Source organism: Deltaproteobacteria bacterium (assembly GCA_016234845.1).
Classification (GTDB): Bacteria; Desulfobacterota; Deferrimicrobia; order Deferrimicrobiales; family Deferrimicrobiaceae; genus JACRNP01.
Window position 1 is genome coordinate 1 of the sequence record JACRNP010000044.1, and the last position, 18,615, is coordinate 18,615.

Below are 18,615 nucleotides of genomic sequence, written 5' to 3' on the forward strand. Positions count from 1 at the left end.
ACGAACCAGGTCAAGGACAACCCGTACACCGTGGTCCTGCTCGACGAGATCGAGAAGGCGGACACCTACGTCCACAACCTGTTCCTCCAGGCGTTCGACGAGGGGTGGCTCACCGACGGGCGCGGGAAGAAGGTGTACTTCGCCGACACGATCATCAACATGACGAGCAACCTGGGCGCCGAGGAGCTGTCGAAGCTCACGCGCCCGATGGGGTTCGGTCCGGGGGGCGTCGACTTCGAGCCGGTCCGCCGGGCGGTCCTCAAGGCCGCGGAGAACCGGTTCACGCCGGAGTTCATCAACCGTCTCGACGACGTCGTCGTCTTCTCCCCCCTGTCGTTCGACGAGGTGCGGAAGATCGCCGGGATCTACCTCGATTCGATCGGGAGGACGATGGCGACCCACGGCAAGACCCTCGTGGTATCCGACGCGGCGCTCTCCGCCCTGGCCCGCGCCGGCTTCTCCGTGAAGTACGGCGCAAGGTTCCTGAAGCGCGGGATCGACGAGAAGGTGAAGATGCCGGTGACGCTCCATTGGAAGGAGTCCGACCATTTCCTCGTCGAGGAGGTCGGCGGCGAGGTGGCGGTAATCTCCCAGAAGGTGCCCGTCTAAATGGCCGAGGAGAAGGAAGACAAGGGTTTCCGGGTGATCGACCGGCGGGGAGTGGAGTACGTTCCCCCTCCTTCGCCGGCTCCCGAAGGAAAGCCCGGGTCGCCGGCTGATGAGGGCAGGCCCTCTCCGGCCGCACCGGGGGATAGCCCTTCGAAGCCGACGGGGGAAGGTTCCGTCGGCCCGGCGGCGAAGGAGGGGAACCTTCGTCCGCCGGCGGGTGTCCAAGAGGAAAAAGGCCGCGGGGGGGAGAAGTCGGCGCTCGGCGCTCCCCGGTTCCTCGACCTCGTCGATTCGCTCCAGATGGGCGCGATGGCGAACCTCGGGCTGCTCCAGGGGCCCGACGGGAAGCGTTCCCCGGTGAACCTGCCGGGGGCGAAGGACGCCATCGACCTGCTGGGGATCCTGCAGGAGAAGACCCGCGGGAACCTGTCGAAGGAAGAGGAGGAGGTGCTGCGCGAGGGGTTGTACCACCTCCGCATGGGGTACATGGCGATGGTGAACGCCCCCTCCGGCGGCAAAGCCAAGGGAGGAAACGAAAAGTGATCCGGAAAAGCAGGGCGCTGGCGCTCGTACTCGCCGCGGTCGCCGCGGGGATCGTCCTCTCGGCGGGGCTCAACCTGTCCCCCATCTCGCACGCGCTGTGGGGCGACAAGGAGAAGCCGGCGGTGCTTCCCGCCGCCGCGGGGCTCCGCATGGTCCCCGTGGACATCCCGACGCTGTTCAAGGAGGTGTCCCCGGCCGTCGTCAACATCTCCACCACCCAGGTGGTGAAGCTCGACCGGCCGCGGAGGCGAACCCCCTTCGGGCAGCAGGACCCGTTCGAGGAGTTCTTCAACAACTTCTTCGGGCGGATGCCGAAGGAGCAGAAGCGCCGTTCCCTCGGATCCGGCTTCATCGTCTCCGAGGACGGGTACATCCTCACGAACAACCACGTCGTCGAGAAGGCCGACGAGGTCACGGTGACGCTCCTCGACAAGGAGGAGTTCAAGGCGAAGGTGATCGGGAACGACCCCAAGACCGACATCGCCCTGATCAAGATCGAATCGCGGAAGAAGCTCCCGCACGTGGCCCTCGGGGATTCCGACGCGCTCGACGTGGGCGAATGGGTGGTCGCCATCGGCAACCCGTTCGGGCTCGGGCACACGGTCACCACCGGGATCGTGAGCGCCAAGGGGCGCATCATCGGGTCGGGCCCGTACGACGATTTCATCCAGACCGACGCGTCGATCAACCCCGGCAACTCCGGCGGCCCGCTGTTCAACCTGAAGGGCGAGGTGGTCGGCATCAACACCGCCATCATCCAGGGCGGCCAGGGGATCGGTTTCGCGACGCCGATCCAGCTCGCGAAGGCGGTCCTCGGGCAGCTGAAGGACAAGGGGAAGGTGACCCGCGGCTGGCTGGGCGTCTACATCCAGAGGATCTCCCCCGAGGTCGCGGAGAACCTGGGGCTCAAGGACCGGCGGGGCGCGCTCGTGTCCGACGTGACCGCCGACGGCCCGGCGGAAAAGGCGGGGATCCGGTCGGGCGACGTGATCCTCTCGTTCCACGGGAAGGACGTGAAGGACGAGCACGAGCTGCCGGCGCTCGTGGCGGCCACCCGGCCGGGCACGAAGGTGGATATCCGGATCGTGCGGGACGGGAAGGAGATGAACGTCCCGGTGACCATCTCCGAGATGGAAGGGGAGCCGGGGAAGCGGGCCGGCGGGGCCGACCTGTCGAAGGGGCTCGGGCTGACCGTGCAGGACATCACGCCGGAGATCGCCCAGCGGTTCGAGATCGAAAACGCCAAGGGCGTCATCGTGACGACGGTCGAGGGCGGAAGCCCGGCGGACGACGCGGGGTTCCAGGAAGGGGACATCGTCCGGCAGATCAACCGGCAGCCGGTGCGCAACACGGCGGAGTTCGGCAAGCTGATGAAGAAGCACAAGAGCGACAAGTCCGTCCTGTTCCTCGTGGAGCGCGGAGAAGGGCGGCTGTTCCTCGCGGTGAAGAACAAGTAACCGATGATATCGCTCGACAAGCTGACGGTGAAGTCGCAGGAGGCGCTCCAGGACGCCGTCCGGAGCGCCTCCGAGCGCGGCCACGCCCAGGTCGAGGCCGAGCACCTGTTCGCGGCGCTGCTGCGGCAGGACGGGGGCGTCGCGGGGGAGCTTCTCGCGCGCACCGGGGTACGGCCGGCGGGCCTCCTCGCCGAGGCGGAAACGCTCCTCTCCCGGATGCCGAAGGTCGGCGGCGCCGTCTCCCGCGGGCTGTCGCCGCGGCTCGAGCCGCTCTTCCGGCGGGCCCTCTCCGAGGCGGACGCGTTCCGGGACGAATACGTCTCGGCGGAGCATTTCCTCCTGGCCTTCTGCTCGGACGACGGGGGCGCCGTCGCAAGCCTGCTGCGGAAGGCCGGCGTGACGCGGGAGGCGCTCCTCTCCGCGCTGACCGCCATCCGGGGAAGCCAGCGGGTGACGGACGAGAACCCGGAGGCGAAGTACCAGGCGCTCGACAAGTATTGCCGGGACCTGACGGAGGCGGCCCGGCGCGACAAGCTCGACCCGGTCATCGGGCGCGACGACGAGATCCGCCGCGTGATCCAGGTCCTCTCCCGGAGAACCAAGAACAACCCGGTCCTGATCGGCGAGCCGGGGGTCGGGAAGACCGCCATCGCCGAGGGGCTGGCCCAGCGCGTGGCGGATGGGGATGTTCCCGAGGGGCTGAAGGACAAGAAGGTCCTCGCGCTCGACATGGGCGCGCTCATCGCCGGCGCCAAGTACCGCGGGGAGTTCGAGGACCGGCTGAAGGCGGTGTTGAAGGAGATCGGCGCCGCCGAGGGGAAGATCATCCTGTTCATCGACGAGCTCCACACGCTGGTGGGCGCGGGCAAGGCGGAGGGGTCGATGGACGCCTCCAACATGCTGAAGCCCGCCCTGGCGCGGGGGGAGCTTCGGTGCGTCGGCGCCACCACGATCGACGAATACCGCAAATACGTGGAGAAGGATGCCGCGCTGGAGCGACGCTTCCAGCCGGTCCCGGTCGGGGAGCCGTCGGTGGAGGACACGATCGCCATCCTGCGGGGCCTGAAAGGGCGGTACGAGGTCCACCACGGGGTGCGGATCAAGGACGCGGCGCTGATCGCCGCCGCCACCCTGTCCCACCGGTACATCTCCGACCGCTTCCTCCCCGACAAGGCGATCGACCTGGTCGACGAGGCGGCGTCGCGCCTGAAGATCGAGATCGACTCCGTGCCGCAGGAGATCGACGAAGTGCAGCGGCGGAAGACCCAAGCGGAGATCGAGCGGCAGGCGCTGTCGAAGGAGACCGACGCGGCGTCGCGCGAGCGGCTCGGGGCGATCGAGGCGGAGCTTCGCGGGCTTTCCGCCGAAATCGCCGGTCTGCGCGGGCGGTGGGAGGCCGAGAAGAGGGAGATCGCCGGCAACCGCGCCGTCAAGGAGCGGATCGAGCGGGCCCAGGCCGATATGCAGCGAGCGGAGCGGGAGGGGAACCTGGAGAAGGCGTCGCAGCTGAAATACGGCGTTCTTCCCGCGCTGGCGAAGCAGGCGGAGGCGGCGGCCGCGCCGGGAGCGGACGCGCGGGGACGGCTCCTGAAGGAGGAGGTCGACGAGGAGGACGTGGCGCGGATCGTGTCCCGCTGGACCGGGATCCCGGTGTCGCGGATGGTCGAGGGGGAGGTCGGCAAGCTCCTGTCGATGGAGGAGCGGCTGTCGTCGCGCGTGGTCGGCCAGGACGACGCGGTCGCGCTGGTGTCCGCCGCGGTTCGCCGGGCGAAATCGGGCCTGAAGGACCCCCGCCGCCCCATCGGTTCGTTCCTGTTCCTCGGTCCCACGGGCGTCGGGAAGACGGAGCTGGCGAAGGCGCTCGCGGAGTTCCTCTTCGACGACGAGGCGGCGATGGTGCGCCTCGACATGTCCGAGTACATGGAGAAGCATTCGGTCGCGCGGATGATCGGGGCTCCGCCGGGGTACGTGGGGTACGAGGAGGGCGGCGCGCTCACCGAGGCGGTCCGCCGGAAACCGTACACGGTGATCCTGTTCGACGAGATCGAGAAGGCGCATCCCGACGTCTTCAACGTCCTCCTGCAGGTGCTCGAGGACGGGCGCCTGACCGACGGCCAGGGGCGGACGGTCGATTTCCGCAACGCCGTGGTCATCCTCACGTCGAACGTCGGGTCCCGGTGGATCCGGGAGATGGCCGGGAAGGGGGAGGAGGCGATCCGCTCCCGCGTGATGGAGGAGCTGCGCGACGTCTTCCGCCCCGAGTTCCTGAACCGCCTGGACGAGATCATCCTGTTCCACTCCCTCGGGAGGGAGGCGCTGTCCCGCATCGTCGACATCATGGCCGGGGAGTTGAACACCCGTCTCGCCGACCGGAAGATCGCGATCTCGCTCACCCCCGCGGCGAAGGAGCGCCTCGCGGGAATCGGGTACGACCCCGCGTTCGGCGCGCGGCCGCTGCGCCGGGCAATCCAGAAGGAAGTCCAGGATCCGCTCGCGGTGAAGCTGCTCCGGGGGGAGTTCCGGGACGGGGACAAGGTGACCGTCGACATCGGTTCCCCCTCCGGGTTCGCCTTCCGCAAGGAGAGCTGACCGCACCTCACCGAAATGCCGTTTCCTTGTTTTTTCGCCGCCTTATCTTGCCCTTGACAGGAATGCCGAATCAATATAAGTTGGAATGAAAACAACGTTTGAAAAGGTTTCCCTTGGGTACTTCCTCCACCGTTTCCTTCCTCGCTCCCGCGAAATTGAATCTGACCCTGCAGGTTTTCGGTAAACGCCCCGACGGATATCACGAGATTCGTTCCTGCATGGTCCCGGTGTCGCTGTACGACGAGGTGATCGTCGAGGAGGCCGACGAAGGGATCCGGGTCGAGTGCGACGCCCCCGGCGTGCCGGTCGATGGCAGGAACAGCTGCCACCGGGCCGCCTCCCTTTTCATGGAGTGGGCGGGAACACCCCGGGGGGTCCGGATCCGGCTGGTGAAGACGATTCCCCACGAGGCGGGGCTCGGCGGCGGGAGCTCGGACGCCGCGGCGACCCTGAAAGGGATGATCGCGCTGACCGGGAAACGCCCTCCCCCGGAAACGCTCCTCTCCATGGCGGCGCGGATCGGCGCGGACGTGCCGTTCTTCACGACGGGCGCGGCGGCCGTCGTCTCCGGATTCGGGGACCGCGTCTGCCCGATCCCGTGGAGCGTGCCGTTCCACGCCGTGATCGTCAAGCCCGCCTTCGGACTTTCGACGAAGGAGGGGTACGCGCGGCTCGGCCGGGGTCCCGGGGGAGCTCCCCCGGCGGGCGGGATCCCGTCGTTCCGCGATCTTTCGGAGGTCGCGGCGGCGGTCCGGAACGATTTCGAGGGGGCGTGGGACCCGGTGCGGCCGGAGATCCGCGGCATCCGGGAGGAGCTGCTTTCGGCCGGCGCGGCCGCGGCGGGGATGACGGGGAGCGGATCGGCGATGTTCGGCCTCTTCGGGACGGAAGGAGCGGCCCGGAAGGCCCGGGAGAAGTTGCCGCCGGACGGCGGCGGGGGAGAGGGGCGACGGGTCTTCGTCGCGAGGATCATTTCATGACGGGAGAGAGGAGGCCGTGATGCGGATCACCGAGGTGAAGGTTTTCCCCGTGTCGGACAACGAGAAGCTGAAGGGGTACGGGACGATCATCTTCGACGACTGCTTCGTCGTGCGCGACCTGAAGGTCATCCAGGGGAACAGCGGCCTGTTCATCGCGATGCCGAGCAAGAAGACGCGGGACGGCTCGTACCGGGACACGGCCCACCCGTTGAACAACGAGACCCGCCGGATGATCGAGGACGCGGTGATCGGGGAGTACGAGCGGGAAACGGGCGTCGGGGCCCCGCTTGACGGTGTGGCGGCCGCCCGTTAGTATTCGGGTGTGCTGGGAGGTCGTCCAATGGCAGGACAGGGGCCTTTGGAGCCCCCGATGAAGGTTCGAGCCCTTCCCTCCCAGCCACACCCGCAATTCTAAGTACTTGCCAACGGATCCTTCCCGGTATAATAATTAACCCTTTCGGGTTTCCTGAAAATCGGCTGCAGGGCATCCTCCCACAGGGGAACGGCGTGACGCGACTGAAGATATTCACCGGGAACGCGAACCCGGATCTCGCGAAGGAGATCTGCGCGTACCTCTGCATCCCGCTCGGCTCCGCGGTGGTCAAGCGGTTCAGCGACGGCGAGGTCAACGTGGAGATCCGGGACAACGTGCGCGGCGTGGACGTGTTCATCATCCAGCCGACCTCCCCCCCGGTGAACGACCACCTGATGGAGCTGCTGATCCTGATGGACGGCCTGAAGCGCGCCTCGGCCAAGCGGGTGACCGCGGTCCTCCCGTACTACGGATATGCCCGGCAGGACCGGAAGGTCCTCCCCAGGGCCCCGATCACCGCGAAGCTGGTCGCCGACCTCCTCACCGCGGCGGGGGTCTCCCGGGTGCTGACGATGGACCTCCACGCGGGGCAGATCCAGGGGTTCTTCAACATCCCGGTGGACCACCTGTACTCCGCGCCGGTCATGCTCGACCACATCAAGGCGAACTACGGCGACGACATCGTCGTCGTGTCCCCCGACGCCGGCGGCGTGGAGCGCGCCCGGGCGTTCGCCAAGAGGCTCCACGCGTCGCTCGCGATCATCGACAAGCGCCGCCTCGCCCCGAACGTGGCGGAGGTGATGAACATCATCGGCGAGGTCGAGGGGAAGACGGCAATCCTGCTCGACGACATGGTCGACACCGCGGGGACGCTGGTCCAGTCCGCCGACGCCCTCCGCGCCAAGGGGGCAAGGCGCATCTACGCGTGCGCGACCCACGCGGTGCTCTCGGGTCCGGCGATCGAGCGGCTGGAGAAGTCGCAGATCGAGGAACTCGTCGTGACGAACACGGTCCCGCTGGGGCCGAAGGCCGCGTGCAAGAAGCTTCGCGTCCTCACCGTGGCGCCCCTGCTGGGGGAGGCCATCAAGAGGATCCACTTCCAGGATTCGGTCAGCTCGCTCTTCGTTTAGGAGGAAACAGGCGATGGCAATGGTGGAGTTGGCGGCGGACCGCCGCAGCGGAACGGGAAAAGAGATCAACCGGAAGCGCCGCTCCGGTGGAAGGATCCCCGGCGTCATCTACGGGAAGGGTCTCGAGACGCGGTCGATCGAGTTCGATCGGAAGTCGCTCGAGAAGTTCCTCGACACGGCCCGGCACGGGACGGTGGTCGTCCGGATGACCGTGCGGGACGGCTCGGAAGGGGTGGAGTCGTTCGCGGTCCTGAAGGAGGTGCAGACCAACCCCCTGACGGACAGCGTGACCCACGTAGACTTCTACGAGGTCGCCCTCGGACAGAAGTTCCGCGTCGAGGTGCCCGTCCGGATCCGGGGGAAGGCGGCCGGGATCGAGATGGGCGGGATCCTGGAGGTGGTCATGCGGAGCATCGAGGTGGAGTGCACGCCCGACCACGTGCCCGAATTCATCGAGGTCGACGTGACCTCCCTGGGGATCGGCCAGTCCCTCACGCTTTCGAACGTGAAGTTCCCCGAGGGCGTCGTCCCGACCGAGAAGGATCTGCGCCAGACCGTGGCGTCCGTCCACACGCCGAAGGCCGAGGCGGCCCCGGTGGCCGAGGCGGTCGAGGGCGAGGCGGCGGAGGGAGCGAGCGTGGCGGAAGTCGCCGAGAAGGAAGAGCCCGCGAAGAAGGAAAAGAAGGAAAAGAAAGAGAAGGAGTAACCCGATACGCGCCTGATCGTCGGACTCGGGAACCCGGGAAGGCGGTACGCCGCGACGCTCCACAACGCGGGGTTCCTCGCGGTCGACCGCATCGCGGCCGGGATGGGCGTCCGGTGGCGCGCCGCGGGGGACGCGCAGCAGGGCGCGGGCGAGCTGGAAGGGCTCCGGGTGGTCCTCGTGAAGCCGGGGACGTTCATGAACCTCTCCGGCGCGGCGGTGGCGCCGCTGTTCCGGAAGCACGCCGACGGCCCCGAGGAGATGGTGGTCGTCCACGACGACCTGGATCTTCCGTTCGGGTCGGTGCGGCTCAAGCGCGGCGGGGGGACGGGCGGGCACAACGGCCTTCGCTCCCTGCGGGAGGCGCTCGGGACGTCGGCGTTCCTCCGGATCCGGGTGGGGATCGGGCGCCCCCCGGCGGGCGTGGACCCCGCGGAGTACGTGTTGACGCCCCCGGACCCCGACCGGAAGCGGGCGTTCGACGAGGCGGTCGCGGGCGCCTGCACGGCCGCCGCCGACATCGCCCGGCTCGGTTTCGACAAGGCCATGACGCGCTGGAACTCGAAGGCGCGAACCCCCCGCACGGAATCCCCGGCGGGGAACATACTCCTTGCTCCCGGCAAGTCGTCCGGGGGCTCGATCAGCCGAAAGGAGGCTACACCGCACGATGACACCGAAGAGGTATGAAACCGCCATCCTGTTCGACCCCGAACTCCCGGAGGACCAGAGGAAGGAGTTCCTCGGCAAGCTCTCCGGGGTGGTCGCCGCCTTCCAGGGCGAGGTCCTGAAGACCGACGACTGGGGGAACCGCAAGCTCGCCTACCCCATCCGCAAGAGAAGCAACGCCTTCTACACCTTCCTCCTCTACACCGGCTCCCGCGGCGTGGTGGAGGAGGTGGAACGCAACATCAAGATCTTCGACGGGATCCTGCGGCACCTGACCACCATCCACACCGCGGAGCTCAAGGCCAAGGCCGCGCCCGCCGCCGCCCCGGAAGGGGAGGCGACCGCCGCGCCGGAGGCGCCCGCGTCCGAACCGACGCCGCAGCCGCCGGCCGGGCAGTGAACGCGCCGGTCACGGGGGGAGGGATCCGGCAATGGTAGCCTTCAACCGCGTCATCCTCGCGGGGAACCTCGTGAGGGATCCGGAAACCCGCTTCATACCGTCGGGGACGGCGGTCACGGAATTCGCCATCGCGGTGAACTCCCGCTACCGGTCGAAGGCGACGAACGAGGTCAAGGAGGATGTGTCCTACTTCGACATCGTCGTTTTCGGCAAGATGGGCGAGAATTGCGCCGAGTACCTGTCCAAGGGGCGGCCGGTCCTCGTCGAGGGGAGGCTGCGCCAGCGCCGCTGGGAAGCCGACGGGGTGAAGCGGAACAAGATCGAGATCCTGGCGGACAACGTCCAGTTCCTCGGCGGTCCGCGCGGATCGGCCGCGGAAGGCGCCCCGGCATCGGCCCCCGCGCCGGAAGCGCCCGACGACGATATCCCATTCTAAAAAATTCATAGACGAAAAGAACAAGGAGGAAGGAACCGATGAGCACCCCGTACAAGCCCCGCCCGTCCGGCGGACGCGACGACCGCGGCCCCGGCGGGAAGAAGCGATACGTCCGGAAGAAGTTCTGCCGTTTCTGCGCCGAGAAGGAGTTGCAGATCGACTACAAGAACGCCTACATGATCCGCCAGTTCGTCTCCGAGCGCGGGAAGATCGTCCCCCGGCGGATCACCGGCAACTGCGCCACGCACCAGCGGAAGCTGACGGTGGAGATCAAGAAGGCGCGCGTCGTCGCGCTGATCCCGTTCACCGCCACCCAGGTCCGGTAGGGGGTGGGGAGATGAAGGTCATTCTGCGCGAGGACGTCGAGAAGCTGGGAAAGGCCGGCGAGGTCGTGAAGGTCGCCGACGGATACGGGAGGAACTACCTCATCCCGCGGAAACTGGCGGTCCTGGCCGACCTCCGGAACATGAAGGCGCTGGACCACGACCGCCGGGTGATCGAGACGCGCGCGAAAAAGACGCGCAAGACCGCCGTGGCGGCCGCGGAGAGGATCTCCGCCCTGTCCCTGACCCTCCCCGCGAAGGCGGGGGAGGAGGGGAAGCTGTTCGGGGCCATCACTTCCCGGGACATCGCGGAGGCGCTGGCCGCCGCCGGGGTGGAAGTCGACCGCAAGTCGGTGCAGCTCGCCGAGCCGATCAAGCAGCTGGGCGACTACAAGGTGAAGGTCCGGGTCGCCGCCGAGGTCGTGCCGGAGATCTCGATCCGCGTGGTGTCGGAAGGATAGACCCGGACGGGAGGCGTCGGTGAACGGTTCGAAGAGCGCGCCGCCAGGCGGAAACGACGCCTCCCTCCGGGTTCCCCCGCACAACCTGCACGCCGAGCAGGCCGTCCTGGCCTCGGTGCTCCTCAACAACGACCTGATGAGCGACGTCGTCGAGGTGCTTCGGCCCGACGACTTCTACCAGGGCGCCCACCGCACCCTCTACGAGGCGATGCTCGGCCTCTACGAGGGGGGGCGCCCGATCGACCACCTGACCCTCTCCGCGGTCATCCGGGACCGGGGGGCGGAGCAGCAGATCGGCGGACTCGCCTACCTGGCCGAGATCGTCTCCACGGTCCCGTTATCCGCGAACGCGGCGGAATACGCGGTCATCGTCAAGGAGAAGTCGATCCTCCGGAAGTCGATCGTCGCCGCGCAGGAGATCTCGACCTCCGCGTTCCAGGGGGTGGGCGACCTGCGGGAGTTCCTCGACCGGATGGAGGAGCGGATCTTCGCCATCTCGGGGGAGGAGATCAAGCCGAAGTATTTCTCGATGAACGAGATGGCGCGCGCGGCGCTGAAGGACATCGAGAAGGCGTACGAGCAGAAGAAGCGGATCACCGGCATCCCGTCCGGCTTCCGCGACCTGGACGAGGTGACCGCCGGATTCCAGAAGTCGAACATGATCGTCGTCGCCGCGCGCCCCGCGATGGGGAAGACGTCGCTGTGCCTCAACATCGCGGTGTCGGCCGCCATCCGGCACAAGGTGCCGGTCGCCATCTTCTCCCTCGAGATGAGCCGGCAGGAGCTGGCGATGCGGATGATCTGCTCGGAGGCGCGGGTGAACTTCCAGCGGCTCCGCACCGGGCAGATCGGGCAGGAGGAGATCAACCGGCTGGTCGCCGCGGTGGCGAAGCTGTCCGACGCGCCGATCTACACGGACGACTCCGGGGCGCTGTCGGCGCTCGACCTCCGCGCGCGGGCGAGGCGCCTGAAGAAGGACAAGGACGTCGGGCTGATCATCATCGACTACCTGCAGCTCATGCGGGGCTCCGCCGCGCGCTCCAACCCGGACAACCGCGTGCAGGAGGTCTCCGAGATCTCCCGGTCGATGAAGGCGCTGGCCAAGGAGCTTGACATCCCGGTGATCGCCATCTCCCAGCTCTCCCGCGGCGTCGAGAACCGGAGCGACAAGCGCCCGCAGATGGCGGATCTACGCGAGTGCGTGACGGGCGACACCCTCGTCCTGACCACCGACGGCGGCCGCGTTCCGATTCGCGAGCTGGTGGGTAAATCGGTCGATGTGTGGGCGATGTCCCCCGAGGGGCGCATCGTCCCCGCGAAGAGCGATTGCGTCTGGTCGGTTGGCGTGAAGCCGGTGATGCGTGTCACCCTTGCGAGCGGCCGGACGATCCGCGCCACCGCGGAGCACCTGTTGTACGGCGCGGGAGCGTGGACGCGCGTCGGAGTTCTTAGATCCGGTGACGCACTTGCCGTCGCCCGCGAAGAGGTATTTTCATCCTGTCCAGAGAGGACCACTGCGGGAGGGACCGGAACTGATAGGAGGAACGTCCGTTCCACCTCCACTCCTTCGGGAAAGGTTCCCGGAGGATACGCGTCGATATTGGAAGACGACGCCTTGCGACAGTGGGCGGAAAGCGACCTGTTCTGGGACCGGGTCATGGAGGTTTCGCCGGACGGTTCGGAAGAGGTGTTCGATCTGACCGTTCCGGGACCGGCTTCGTGGTTTGCCGACGGTGTGGTCAGCCACAACTCGGGCGCGATCGAGCAGGACAGCGACCTGATCCTGTTCGTTTACCGCGAGGAGATGTACAGCAAGGAGAAGACGCCGCAGGAGGAAAAGGGGGTCGCGGAGATCATCGTCGGAAAGAACCGCAGCGGCCCCATGCGCGACGTCAAGCTCGCCTTCCTCGCGCAGTTCACCCGGTTCGAGGACCTTGCGCAGGACTACGAATGAACGACGACCGCCCGGCGAGTCCCGGACGAGGAGGCGAGTCATGAAGCATTCGGTTTACTTCGAGGGGAAGGTCCAGAGTCTCGGGGTGAACACTCCGGACGGATTCGCCACCGTCGGCGTGATCGAGCCGGGTTCGTACACCTTCTCGACCTCGTCGGAAGAGCGCATCGTTCTCATCGAAGGGACGCTGCGGGTGAAATTGCCCGGCGAGGAGTGGAAGATCCTGTCCCGGGGCCAGGAAGTCGTCGTCCGGCCGAAGGTCTCCTTCGAAATCCAGGCGCAGGCCGACGCGGCCTATATCTGCTACTACCGGTGACGGTTCGGACCGGTCCGCGACGCCCTTGCGGCCGATCTTGACCGTCCCGGAAGCGCGATCGATCACCTGCCGCGTTCTTCCAGCAGTTGCCGGATTTTCGGGAGCGCGGCCTGGGCGGCCTTCTCCCCCTCCAGGATCGCCTCGTGGCGCCTCGTGAAGTCGCCGGAGGCGATGTGCCCCACCTTCGGGCGGATCACGACGTCCGCGCGGGCCACCTGGTCCGCCGCGATCTTCGAATACATGATGTTGATCGACTGGAAGATCGTGTCGAGCGTCGTCTCGGGGGCGACGCCGGAAACGCCGCCGGAGATGTCGACGGCGATCACCACGTCCGCCCCCAGCCGCCGCGCCGCGTCCACCGCCACCGGGCTCGCGACGCCGCCGTCCACATAGGTCCTCTCCCCGATCCGCACCGGCCGGAAGACCCCCGGGATGGAGCAGCTCGCGCGCACCGCGCTCCCCGTGTTTCCCTTCCCGAACACCGTCTCCTGGCCGGTCGCGACGTCCACGGCCACCGCGTGGAACGGGATCCGCAGCTTCTCCATCGTCGTGCCGCGCACCATCCGGTTGACGTACGCCTCGAGCTTCTCCCCCTTCACGAACCCGTTGTCGGGGACGGTCAGGTCCGCCAGCTCTCCCTTCTCCAGTCCCATCGCGATCCTCTGCAGGTCGTACGCGGAGTAACCGTAGGCGTATAGGCTGCCGACGAAGCTGCCGACGCTGGTACCGACGACCATCGAAACCGGGACGCGGTCCGCCTCCAGGATCTTCAACACCCCGACGTGGGCGAATCCCTTGGCCGCGCCCGCCCCGAGCACCAGGGCCACCTTGACCGGCTTTCGGACCGCTTCGGGCGGTGAAGGCTTCACCTCCGGCCCCGCGCACGACGCGAGGAGGAACAGGAGCAGGGAGACGGCGGCGGCAGCCGGGGGACTCTGGCGCATGGCGGGGCTCCGTTCAAGGGAAAAGGGTGGGACGGCCCTCCGCCGAAGCGAAGGCGCCGTCCGCCAGTTTCGCGAGCACCGTTTTCGCCGCCGCGACGGCCGACACCACGGCGTCCCCGCCGGCGATCCGCGCGGCGATGGCGGAGGCGAGCGCGCATCCGGTGCCGTGCGGATCCCCGCGCCGGGAGCCGACGGGGGGAAGAATCGTGACCGGCCCTCCGGGGAGGGCGACGAGGTCGGTCCCGCGCCGTCCCCTCCACGGGAAGTGGCCTCCTTTCAGGACGACCGCCGCTCCCGTGAGGTCGGACAGCAGGACGGCGGCGTCGCCGGCGGCGGCGAAGGAGCCGATCCTCCGGTCGAGGAGCTTTTCCGCTTCCGGGAGGTTCGGGGTGATCACCGCCGCACGCCGCAGCAGCAGACGGTACGCCGGAAGGGCGGCGGCGGCCAGGAGGGGGGACCCGGACGAGGAGCGGAGCACGGGGTCGACGACCACGGGCACCCCGCGGCGGGCCGAGACGAAGGCCAGGATCGCCTCCGCGGCCGCGCGCGTGCCGACCATGCCGACCTTCACCGCCCGGACCCGGAACGCACGGTCGACCGCCTCGAGGGAGTCGTCGAGGACCTCCCGGGGGATCGGCGCGAACCGCGAGAAGGCGGCGGTGGTCTGGACCGTCAGGCAGGAGGCGACGGCGCACGCGTGCGCCCCGGCCGCCGCCGCCGCGCGGGAGTCCATCAGGATCCCGGCGCCTCCGGTCGGATCGAGCCCGCCGAAGGCCAGGATCACCGGCGTCGAGTCTCGTTTTCCCATAGGGCCACGAACTCCTTCGTCCGTTCTCGTACGTCTTCGCCGCCGAACAGGTCGGAGATGACGGCGAACGCCGACGCCCCGGCGCGCAACACGCTCGCGGCGTTGCCGCGCGTGATCCCCGCGATCGCGACCACGGGGACGGAGACGGCCCCCGCGACCTCCCGCACCAGCGCGAGCCCGCCGGGCGCGGCGGCGTCGCCCTTCGTCCCGGTGGGAAAGACCGCCCCGCACCCGACGTAGTCGGCCCCGTCCGCCTGCGCCGCCCGCGCCTCCCCGGCCCCGTGGGTCGAGGCTCCGAGCAGGAATCCGGCCGGCACGAACCGGCGCGCGGCCGAGATCGGAAGGTCGTCCTGGCCCAGGTGGCAACCGTCCGCTCCGCACAAAAGCGCGATGTCCGGACGGTCGTTCACGATGAACGTCGCCCCCGCCTCGCGGCAGGACGCCGAAAAACGCCTCGCGCGGGAAAGCGCGAGGCGCGGCGGCGCCCCCTTGTCGCGGTACTGGATCAGCCGGCACCCGCCGTCCAGCGCCTCGGACAGCGCCCGGTCCAGCGACTCCTCGCCCTTTCCGTCCCTCAGGACGACCGACGGGTCGAGGATGGCGTAGAGTCCCCGGACGCGGCCCGCCGCGCCCGGCCCGGGCGGCGTCACCGCCCCTTCCGCTTGCGGGTCTTGGGCGAGAGCGACAGTTCCGCAAGCCTCTTGCGCAGGGTGTTCCGGTGGATCCCGAGGATCGCCGCCGCGCGCAGCTGGTTTCCCGCGGCGGCCTCGAGGACGACCTTCAGGAGCGGGCGTTCCACCTGCCGGACGAACAGGTCGTGGAGCCCCGTCTCGGCGTCGATGGCCGTCCCGAGACGCCGCACGAACTCCCGGATCCGTTCCTCGACCAGCTGCTCCATCGGGGCGGAGGACATGTCGGGCGCGCCGTCCGCCTTGGCGAGTTCCCGCGCCACCTCGTCCCGGCGGAGAAGCTTTCCCGTGGACAGGACCGCGAGGCGCTGCACGAAATTCTCGAGCTCCCGCACGTTCCCCTTCCACGGGTGCGCCGCGATCGCCTCGAGGGACTCCCGGGAGAACGATCTCGGCGGGCGGGACAGGACCGCGCAATATTTCCGCAGGAAGTAGTCGGCCAGGAGCGGAATATCCTCCTTCCGCTCGGAGAGGGATGGGATGCGCAGCGGGAACACGTTGAGCCGGTCGAACAGGTCCACCCGGAACTTCCCCTCGGCGACGAGCTTCCGAAGGTCCCGGTTCGTGGCGGCCAGGATCCGCCCGCGGAACTTCCGCGTCCGGTCCGACCCGACCGGCGAATACTCCCGTTCCTGCAGGACCCGCAGCAGCTTGGCCTGCAGGTCGAGCGGCATGTCGCCCACCTCGTCGAGGAAGAGGGTTCCGTCCTGCGCCGCGGTCAGCTTCCCCTCGCGCGCACCCTCGGCCCCCGTGAACGCCCCTTTCTCGTGCCCGAACAGCTCCGCCTCCTGGAGGTCCCGGGGGATCGCCGTGGTGTTCACCGCCACGAAGGGCCCTTTCTGCCCTCCCAGCTCGTGGATGCTGCGGGCGATGAGCTCCTTCCCGACGCCCCGCTCGCCGAGCAGCAGGATCGTCGCCGAGGAGTCGGCCACCTTCCCGATGTTCTGGAACACCTCGAGGATGGCGCGGCTCTTCCCCACGATCCGGGCGGAGGACCACTCCTCCCGCACCGAAGGCTGGTACGGACGCTCCTTCGAGGAGGCCTCCCGCGCGAGGTCGGCAAGGAGCTCCTCGATCCGGGACAGCTCGAACGGCTTGGTGAGGAATTCGGCGGCCCCGGCGCGCGTGGAGCGGGCGGCGACGTCCGCCCGCTGGACCGCCGTCATGATGAAGAACCGGGTTGGGGACTTCCGGGCCTGGACGCGCTCGAGGACCTCGATCCCCTCGACGCCGGGCATCCGGACGTCGACGAACGCCGCCGTGTAGCTGTTCTTTCCCAGGAGGGCGAGCGCCTTGTCTCCGTCCTCGGCCAGGTCCGCCGCGAACCCCATGCCGGTGACGGTCTTCTGGAGGACCCAGCGGATGCTCTCGTCGTCGTCGGCGATCAGGATTCTCTTCAAGAAGCGGCCTTCCTGCCCGGGTCGACCGGAAGGGATATTCTAACAGCGGTCCCGACGCCGCGGGTCGACCGGATTTCGAGCTGTCCTCCGTGCCGGGTCACCGCCTGCCTCGCCATCGCCAGCCCAAGCCCCGTCCCCTTCGGCTTGGTGGTGTAGAAGGGGAGCAGCGCCTTCCGGAGCTCCTCCTCCGTCATTCCGGCGCCGTCGTCGGCGATCTCGACGTCGAGGAAGGAGCGCTTCCTTCCCCGCCCCACCGCGAACCGGTAGTTCACGTTCATCCGGGCCTCGATCCGAACCGTTCCGGCCGATTCGATCGATTCCACGGCGTTCTTCATGACGTTCAGGAGCGCCCGGTAGACGGTGTCGGGGTGCCCGGAGACCGGCGGCAGGCTGGGGTCCACGCGCAGCTCGAACGTCACGCGCTTTCCCTGCGCCCGCGACTCCGACGCGAGGAGCTGCTCGGCCTCCCGCAGCAGGGGGGCGATGTGGAACGGCCGGGGGTGGGGAGGCGTCTTCCCCATCTCCAGCATCTTCTCCACGAGGTCGTTGATCCGGCGCGCCTCCCGCAGGATCAGGCGGACCCCCTCGGTCCGCTCTTCCGTCGGCCCGTCCCCGCGCAGGATCCACTGCGCCGCCCCCAGGATCCCCCCCAGCGGGTTCTTGATCTCGTGCGCGATCCCGTACGCCAGCATCTGCATCTCCTCCGCGCTGGTGGCCGCCTGCTCCTCCTTTCCCACGAGGGACAGGATCTCGGACGACTTGACGGACAGCACGGCCCCCTGCGGATCGCCGCCCTGGCCCACCAGCGGGGACGCCCCGAGCATCACGGGGAGGGAGGGGCGGCGGTCGCGCCCCACCGTACGGCCGGCGGCCGCCGGCCGCAGCTCCACGTCGAAACCGGTGACGGGGGTGCGCTCCTCGAGCGCCTTCCGCAGGATCCGCACCGCTCCAGGGCTTCCCCGGAAGACGGTGCGGAAGTGCCGGCCCGAGAGGGCCTGGGAGGAGCCCTGGAGGATCTCCTCCGCCGCCGGGTTGATGTAGGCGAGCTTCCCCGCGGCGTCGAACACGAGGATGCCGACGTTGACCGACTCGAGCGTCCGCCGGAGGAGGTCGCTCAAAAAAACCGCTCCACGACCGCGCGGAACGAGGCGGGATCGGCCACGCCGGGAAGCTCCGCGCGGAAGGCGGAGGCCCCGGGGATCCCGCGGCTGTACCACGCGAGGTGTTTCCGCATCTCCCGGATCCCGTGCGCGCCGTGCAGCGCGAACATCTCCTCCCCGTGCCGGAGGATCAGGGCGCGCCGCCCGGCCGGCGTGGGACAAGGCGCCTCCGGCGCAGGACCGCCCGCGCCGGCGAACGCACGCAGCTCCCGCCGCATCGCCGCGAAGACCCAGGGATTCCCCATCGCCGCCCGTCCGACCATGACGCCGTCGCACCCGGTCTCCGCGAACATCCGGGCCGCGTCCGCGGGGGACCGGACGTCCCCGTTCCCGATCACGACCCGGCCCGGGAACGACTTCTTCAGCGCCGCGATGTGGCCCCACTCCGCCGTGCCGGAGAACATCTGTCCGCGGTGCCTCGGGTGGAGCGTCACGGCGGCCGCGCCGGCGGCGAACAGTTCGTACGACACCTCGATGTACGTCTCCCGCTCCGTCCCGAACCCGGAACGGATCTTGGCCGTCACCGGGATCCCGGCCGCGCGGACGGCGGCCCGCGCGATCTCGCCGGCCAGGCGCGGATTCGCCAGGATCGCCGACCCGGAGCCGCCCCCGGTGACTTTCCGCACCGGGCACCCCATGTTGATGTCGATGAAGTCGAACCCCCTGCCGGCGGCCAGGGCGGCGGCCTCGGCGATCTCCCCCGGGTCGGAACCGAACAGCTGCGCGCCCACCGG

Annotated in this window: 21 protein-coding genes and 1 tRNA gene; 16 read left to right on the forward strand and 6 right to left on the reverse strand. The window is 68.8% G+C overall.

Translation table 11 applies throughout. From position 1 onward, the window contains the following. The 16 genes from HZB86_03965 to HZB86_04040 form a co-directional block, all read left to right on the forward strand. Positions 1 to 609: ATP-dependent Clp protease ATP-binding subunit (locus tag HZB86_03965; protein ID MBI5904695.1), on the forward strand; the 609-nt coding region annotated here is incomplete at its 5' end. Then, positions 610 to 1,152, forward strand: coding sequence for a DUF1844 domain-containing protein (locus HZB86_03970; GenBank protein MBI5904696.1), 543 nt, complete (start codon positions 610 to 612; stop codon positions 1,150 to 1,152). A gap of 17 nt (positions 1,153 to 1,169) precedes the next feature. Then, the gene (locus tag HZB86_03975) at positions 1,170 to 2,609 is read left to right on the forward strand and encodes a DegQ family serine endoprotease (GenBank protein ID MBI5904697.1); all 1,440 of its coding nucleotides are present in this window, start codon (positions 1,170 to 1,172) and stop codon (positions 2,607 to 2,609) included. Between the two features lie 3 nt (positions 2,610 to 2,612). Beyond that, positions 2,613 to 5,198 (forward strand): ATP-dependent chaperone ClpB, encoded by a 2,586-nt coding sequence (clpB, locus tag HZB86_03980; GenBank protein MBI5904698.1) that lies wholly within the window; start codon positions 2,613 to 2,615, stop codon positions 5,196 to 5,198. 155 nt (positions 5,199 to 5,353) lie between these two features. Then, positions 5,354 to 6,178 (forward strand): 4-(cytidine 5'-diphospho)-2-C-methyl-D-erythritol kinase, encoded by an 825-nt coding sequence (gene ispE / locus HZB86_03985; GenBank protein ID MBI5904699.1) that lies wholly within the window; start codon positions 5,354 to 5,356, stop codon positions 6,176 to 6,178. A 19-nt stretch (positions 6,179 to 6,197) separates the two neighbouring features. Then, positions 6,198 to 6,491, forward strand: a complete 294-nt coding sequence (gene spoVG, locus HZB86_03990; protein MBI5904700.1) for a septation regulator SpoVG — start codon at positions 6,198 to 6,200, stop codon at positions 6,489 to 6,491. A gap of 13 nt (positions 6,492 to 6,504) precedes the next feature. Beyond that, positions 6,505 to 6,578, forward strand: a tRNA-Gln gene (locus tag HZB86_03995). Positions 6,579 to 6,685: 107 nt separating this feature from the next. After that, positions 6,686 to 7,621, forward strand: a complete 936-nt coding sequence (locus tag HZB86_04000; protein MBI5904701.1) for a ribose-phosphate pyrophosphokinase — start codon at positions 6,686 to 6,688, stop codon at positions 7,619 to 7,621. Positions 7,622 to 7,634: 13 nt separating this feature from the next. Next, positions 7,635 to 8,327: a 50S ribosomal protein L25 gene (locus tag HZB86_04005; protein MBI5904702.1), complete on the forward strand. Its 693-nt coding sequence runs from the start codon at positions 7,635 to 7,637 to the stop codon at positions 8,325 to 8,327. Positions 8,328 to 8,339: 12 nt separating this feature from the next. Further along, on the forward strand, positions 8,340 to 9,011 hold the full coding sequence (locus HZB86_04010) for an aminoacyl-tRNA hydrolase (protein MBI5904703.1): 672 nt from the start codon (positions 8,340 to 8,342) through the stop codon (positions 9,009 to 9,011). Beyond that, positions 8,992 to 9,390, forward strand: a complete 399-nt coding sequence (gene rpsF, locus HZB86_04015; protein ID MBI5904704.1) for a 30S ribosomal protein S6 — start codon at positions 8,992 to 8,994, stop codon at positions 9,388 to 9,390. Before HZB86_04010 ends, rpsF begins: the two co-directional genes overlap by 20 nt. A gap of 31 nt (positions 9,391 to 9,421) precedes the next feature. Then, complete coding sequence (ssb, locus tag HZB86_04020; GenBank protein ID MBI5904705.1) at positions 9,422 to 9,826, forward strand: single-stranded DNA-binding protein; 405 nt, start codon at positions 9,422 to 9,424, stop codon at positions 9,824 to 9,826. Between the two features lie 38 nt (positions 9,827 to 9,864). Beyond that, on the forward strand, positions 9,865 to 10,152 hold the full coding sequence (locus HZB86_04025) for a 30S ribosomal protein S18 (protein MBI5904706.1): 288 nt from the start codon (positions 9,865 to 9,867) through the stop codon (positions 10,150 to 10,152). A gap of 11 nt (positions 10,153 to 10,163) precedes the next feature. Then, positions 10,164 to 10,610, forward strand: coding sequence for a 50S ribosomal protein L9 (locus tag HZB86_04030; GenBank protein MBI5904707.1), 447 nt, complete (start codon positions 10,164 to 10,166; stop codon positions 10,608 to 10,610). Between the two features lie 19 nt (positions 10,611 to 10,629). Next, complete coding sequence (gene dnaB, locus HZB86_04035) at positions 10,630 to 12,564, forward strand: replicative DNA helicase (GenBank protein MBI5904708.1); 1,935 nt, start codon at positions 10,630 to 10,632, stop codon at positions 12,562 to 12,564. A 40-nt stretch (positions 12,565 to 12,604) separates the two neighbouring features. Continuing rightward, complete coding sequence (locus HZB86_04040) at positions 12,605 to 12,880, forward strand: pyrimidine/purine nucleoside phosphorylase (GenBank protein ID MBI5904709.1); 276 nt, start codon at positions 12,605 to 12,607, stop codon at positions 12,878 to 12,880. Positions 12,881 to 12,942: 62 nt separating this feature from the next. Here HZB86_04040 and HZB86_04045 read toward each other — a convergent pair whose 3' ends face one another. The 6 genes from HZB86_04045 to HZB86_04070 all read right to left on the reverse strand — a co-directional run. Beyond that, positions 12,943 to 13,824 (reverse strand): patatin-like phospholipase family protein, encoded by an 882-nt coding sequence (locus HZB86_04045; protein MBI5904710.1) that lies wholly within the window; start codon positions 13,822 to 13,824, stop codon positions 12,943 to 12,945. Between the two features lie 13 nt (positions 13,825 to 13,837). Further along, positions 13,838 to 14,632: a bifunctional hydroxymethylpyrimidine kinase/phosphomethylpyrimidine kinase gene (locus tag HZB86_04050; GenBank protein MBI5904711.1), complete on the reverse strand. Its 795-nt coding sequence runs from the start codon at positions 14,630 to 14,632 to the stop codon at positions 13,838 to 13,840. Beyond that, the gene (gene thiE / locus HZB86_04055; protein ID MBI5904712.1) at positions 14,605 to 15,282 is read right to left on the reverse strand and encodes a thiamine phosphate synthase; all 678 of its coding nucleotides are present in this window, start codon (positions 15,280 to 15,282) and stop codon (positions 14,605 to 14,607) included. The genes HZB86_04050 and thiE overlap by 28 nt, the downstream gene beginning before the upstream one ends. Next, complete coding sequence (locus HZB86_04060; protein ID MBI5904713.1) at positions 15,279 to 16,721, reverse strand: sigma-54-dependent Fis family transcriptional regulator; 1,443 nt, start codon at positions 16,719 to 16,721, stop codon at positions 15,279 to 15,281. Before HZB86_04060 ends, thiE begins: the two co-directional genes overlap by 4 nt. After that, a complete protein-coding gene (locus HZB86_04065) occupies positions 16,718 to 17,839 on the reverse strand; it encodes a PAS domain-containing protein (protein ID MBI5904714.1) in 1,122 nt (373 codons plus the stop codon). The genes HZB86_04060 and HZB86_04065 overlap by 4 nt, the downstream gene beginning before the upstream one ends. Further along, positions 17,836 to 18,615 (reverse strand): tRNA-dihydrouridine synthase (locus HZB86_04070; protein MBI5904715.1); only part of this gene is annotated, 780 nt, incomplete at its 5' end. The genes HZB86_04070 and HZB86_04065, both read right to left, overlap by 4 nt.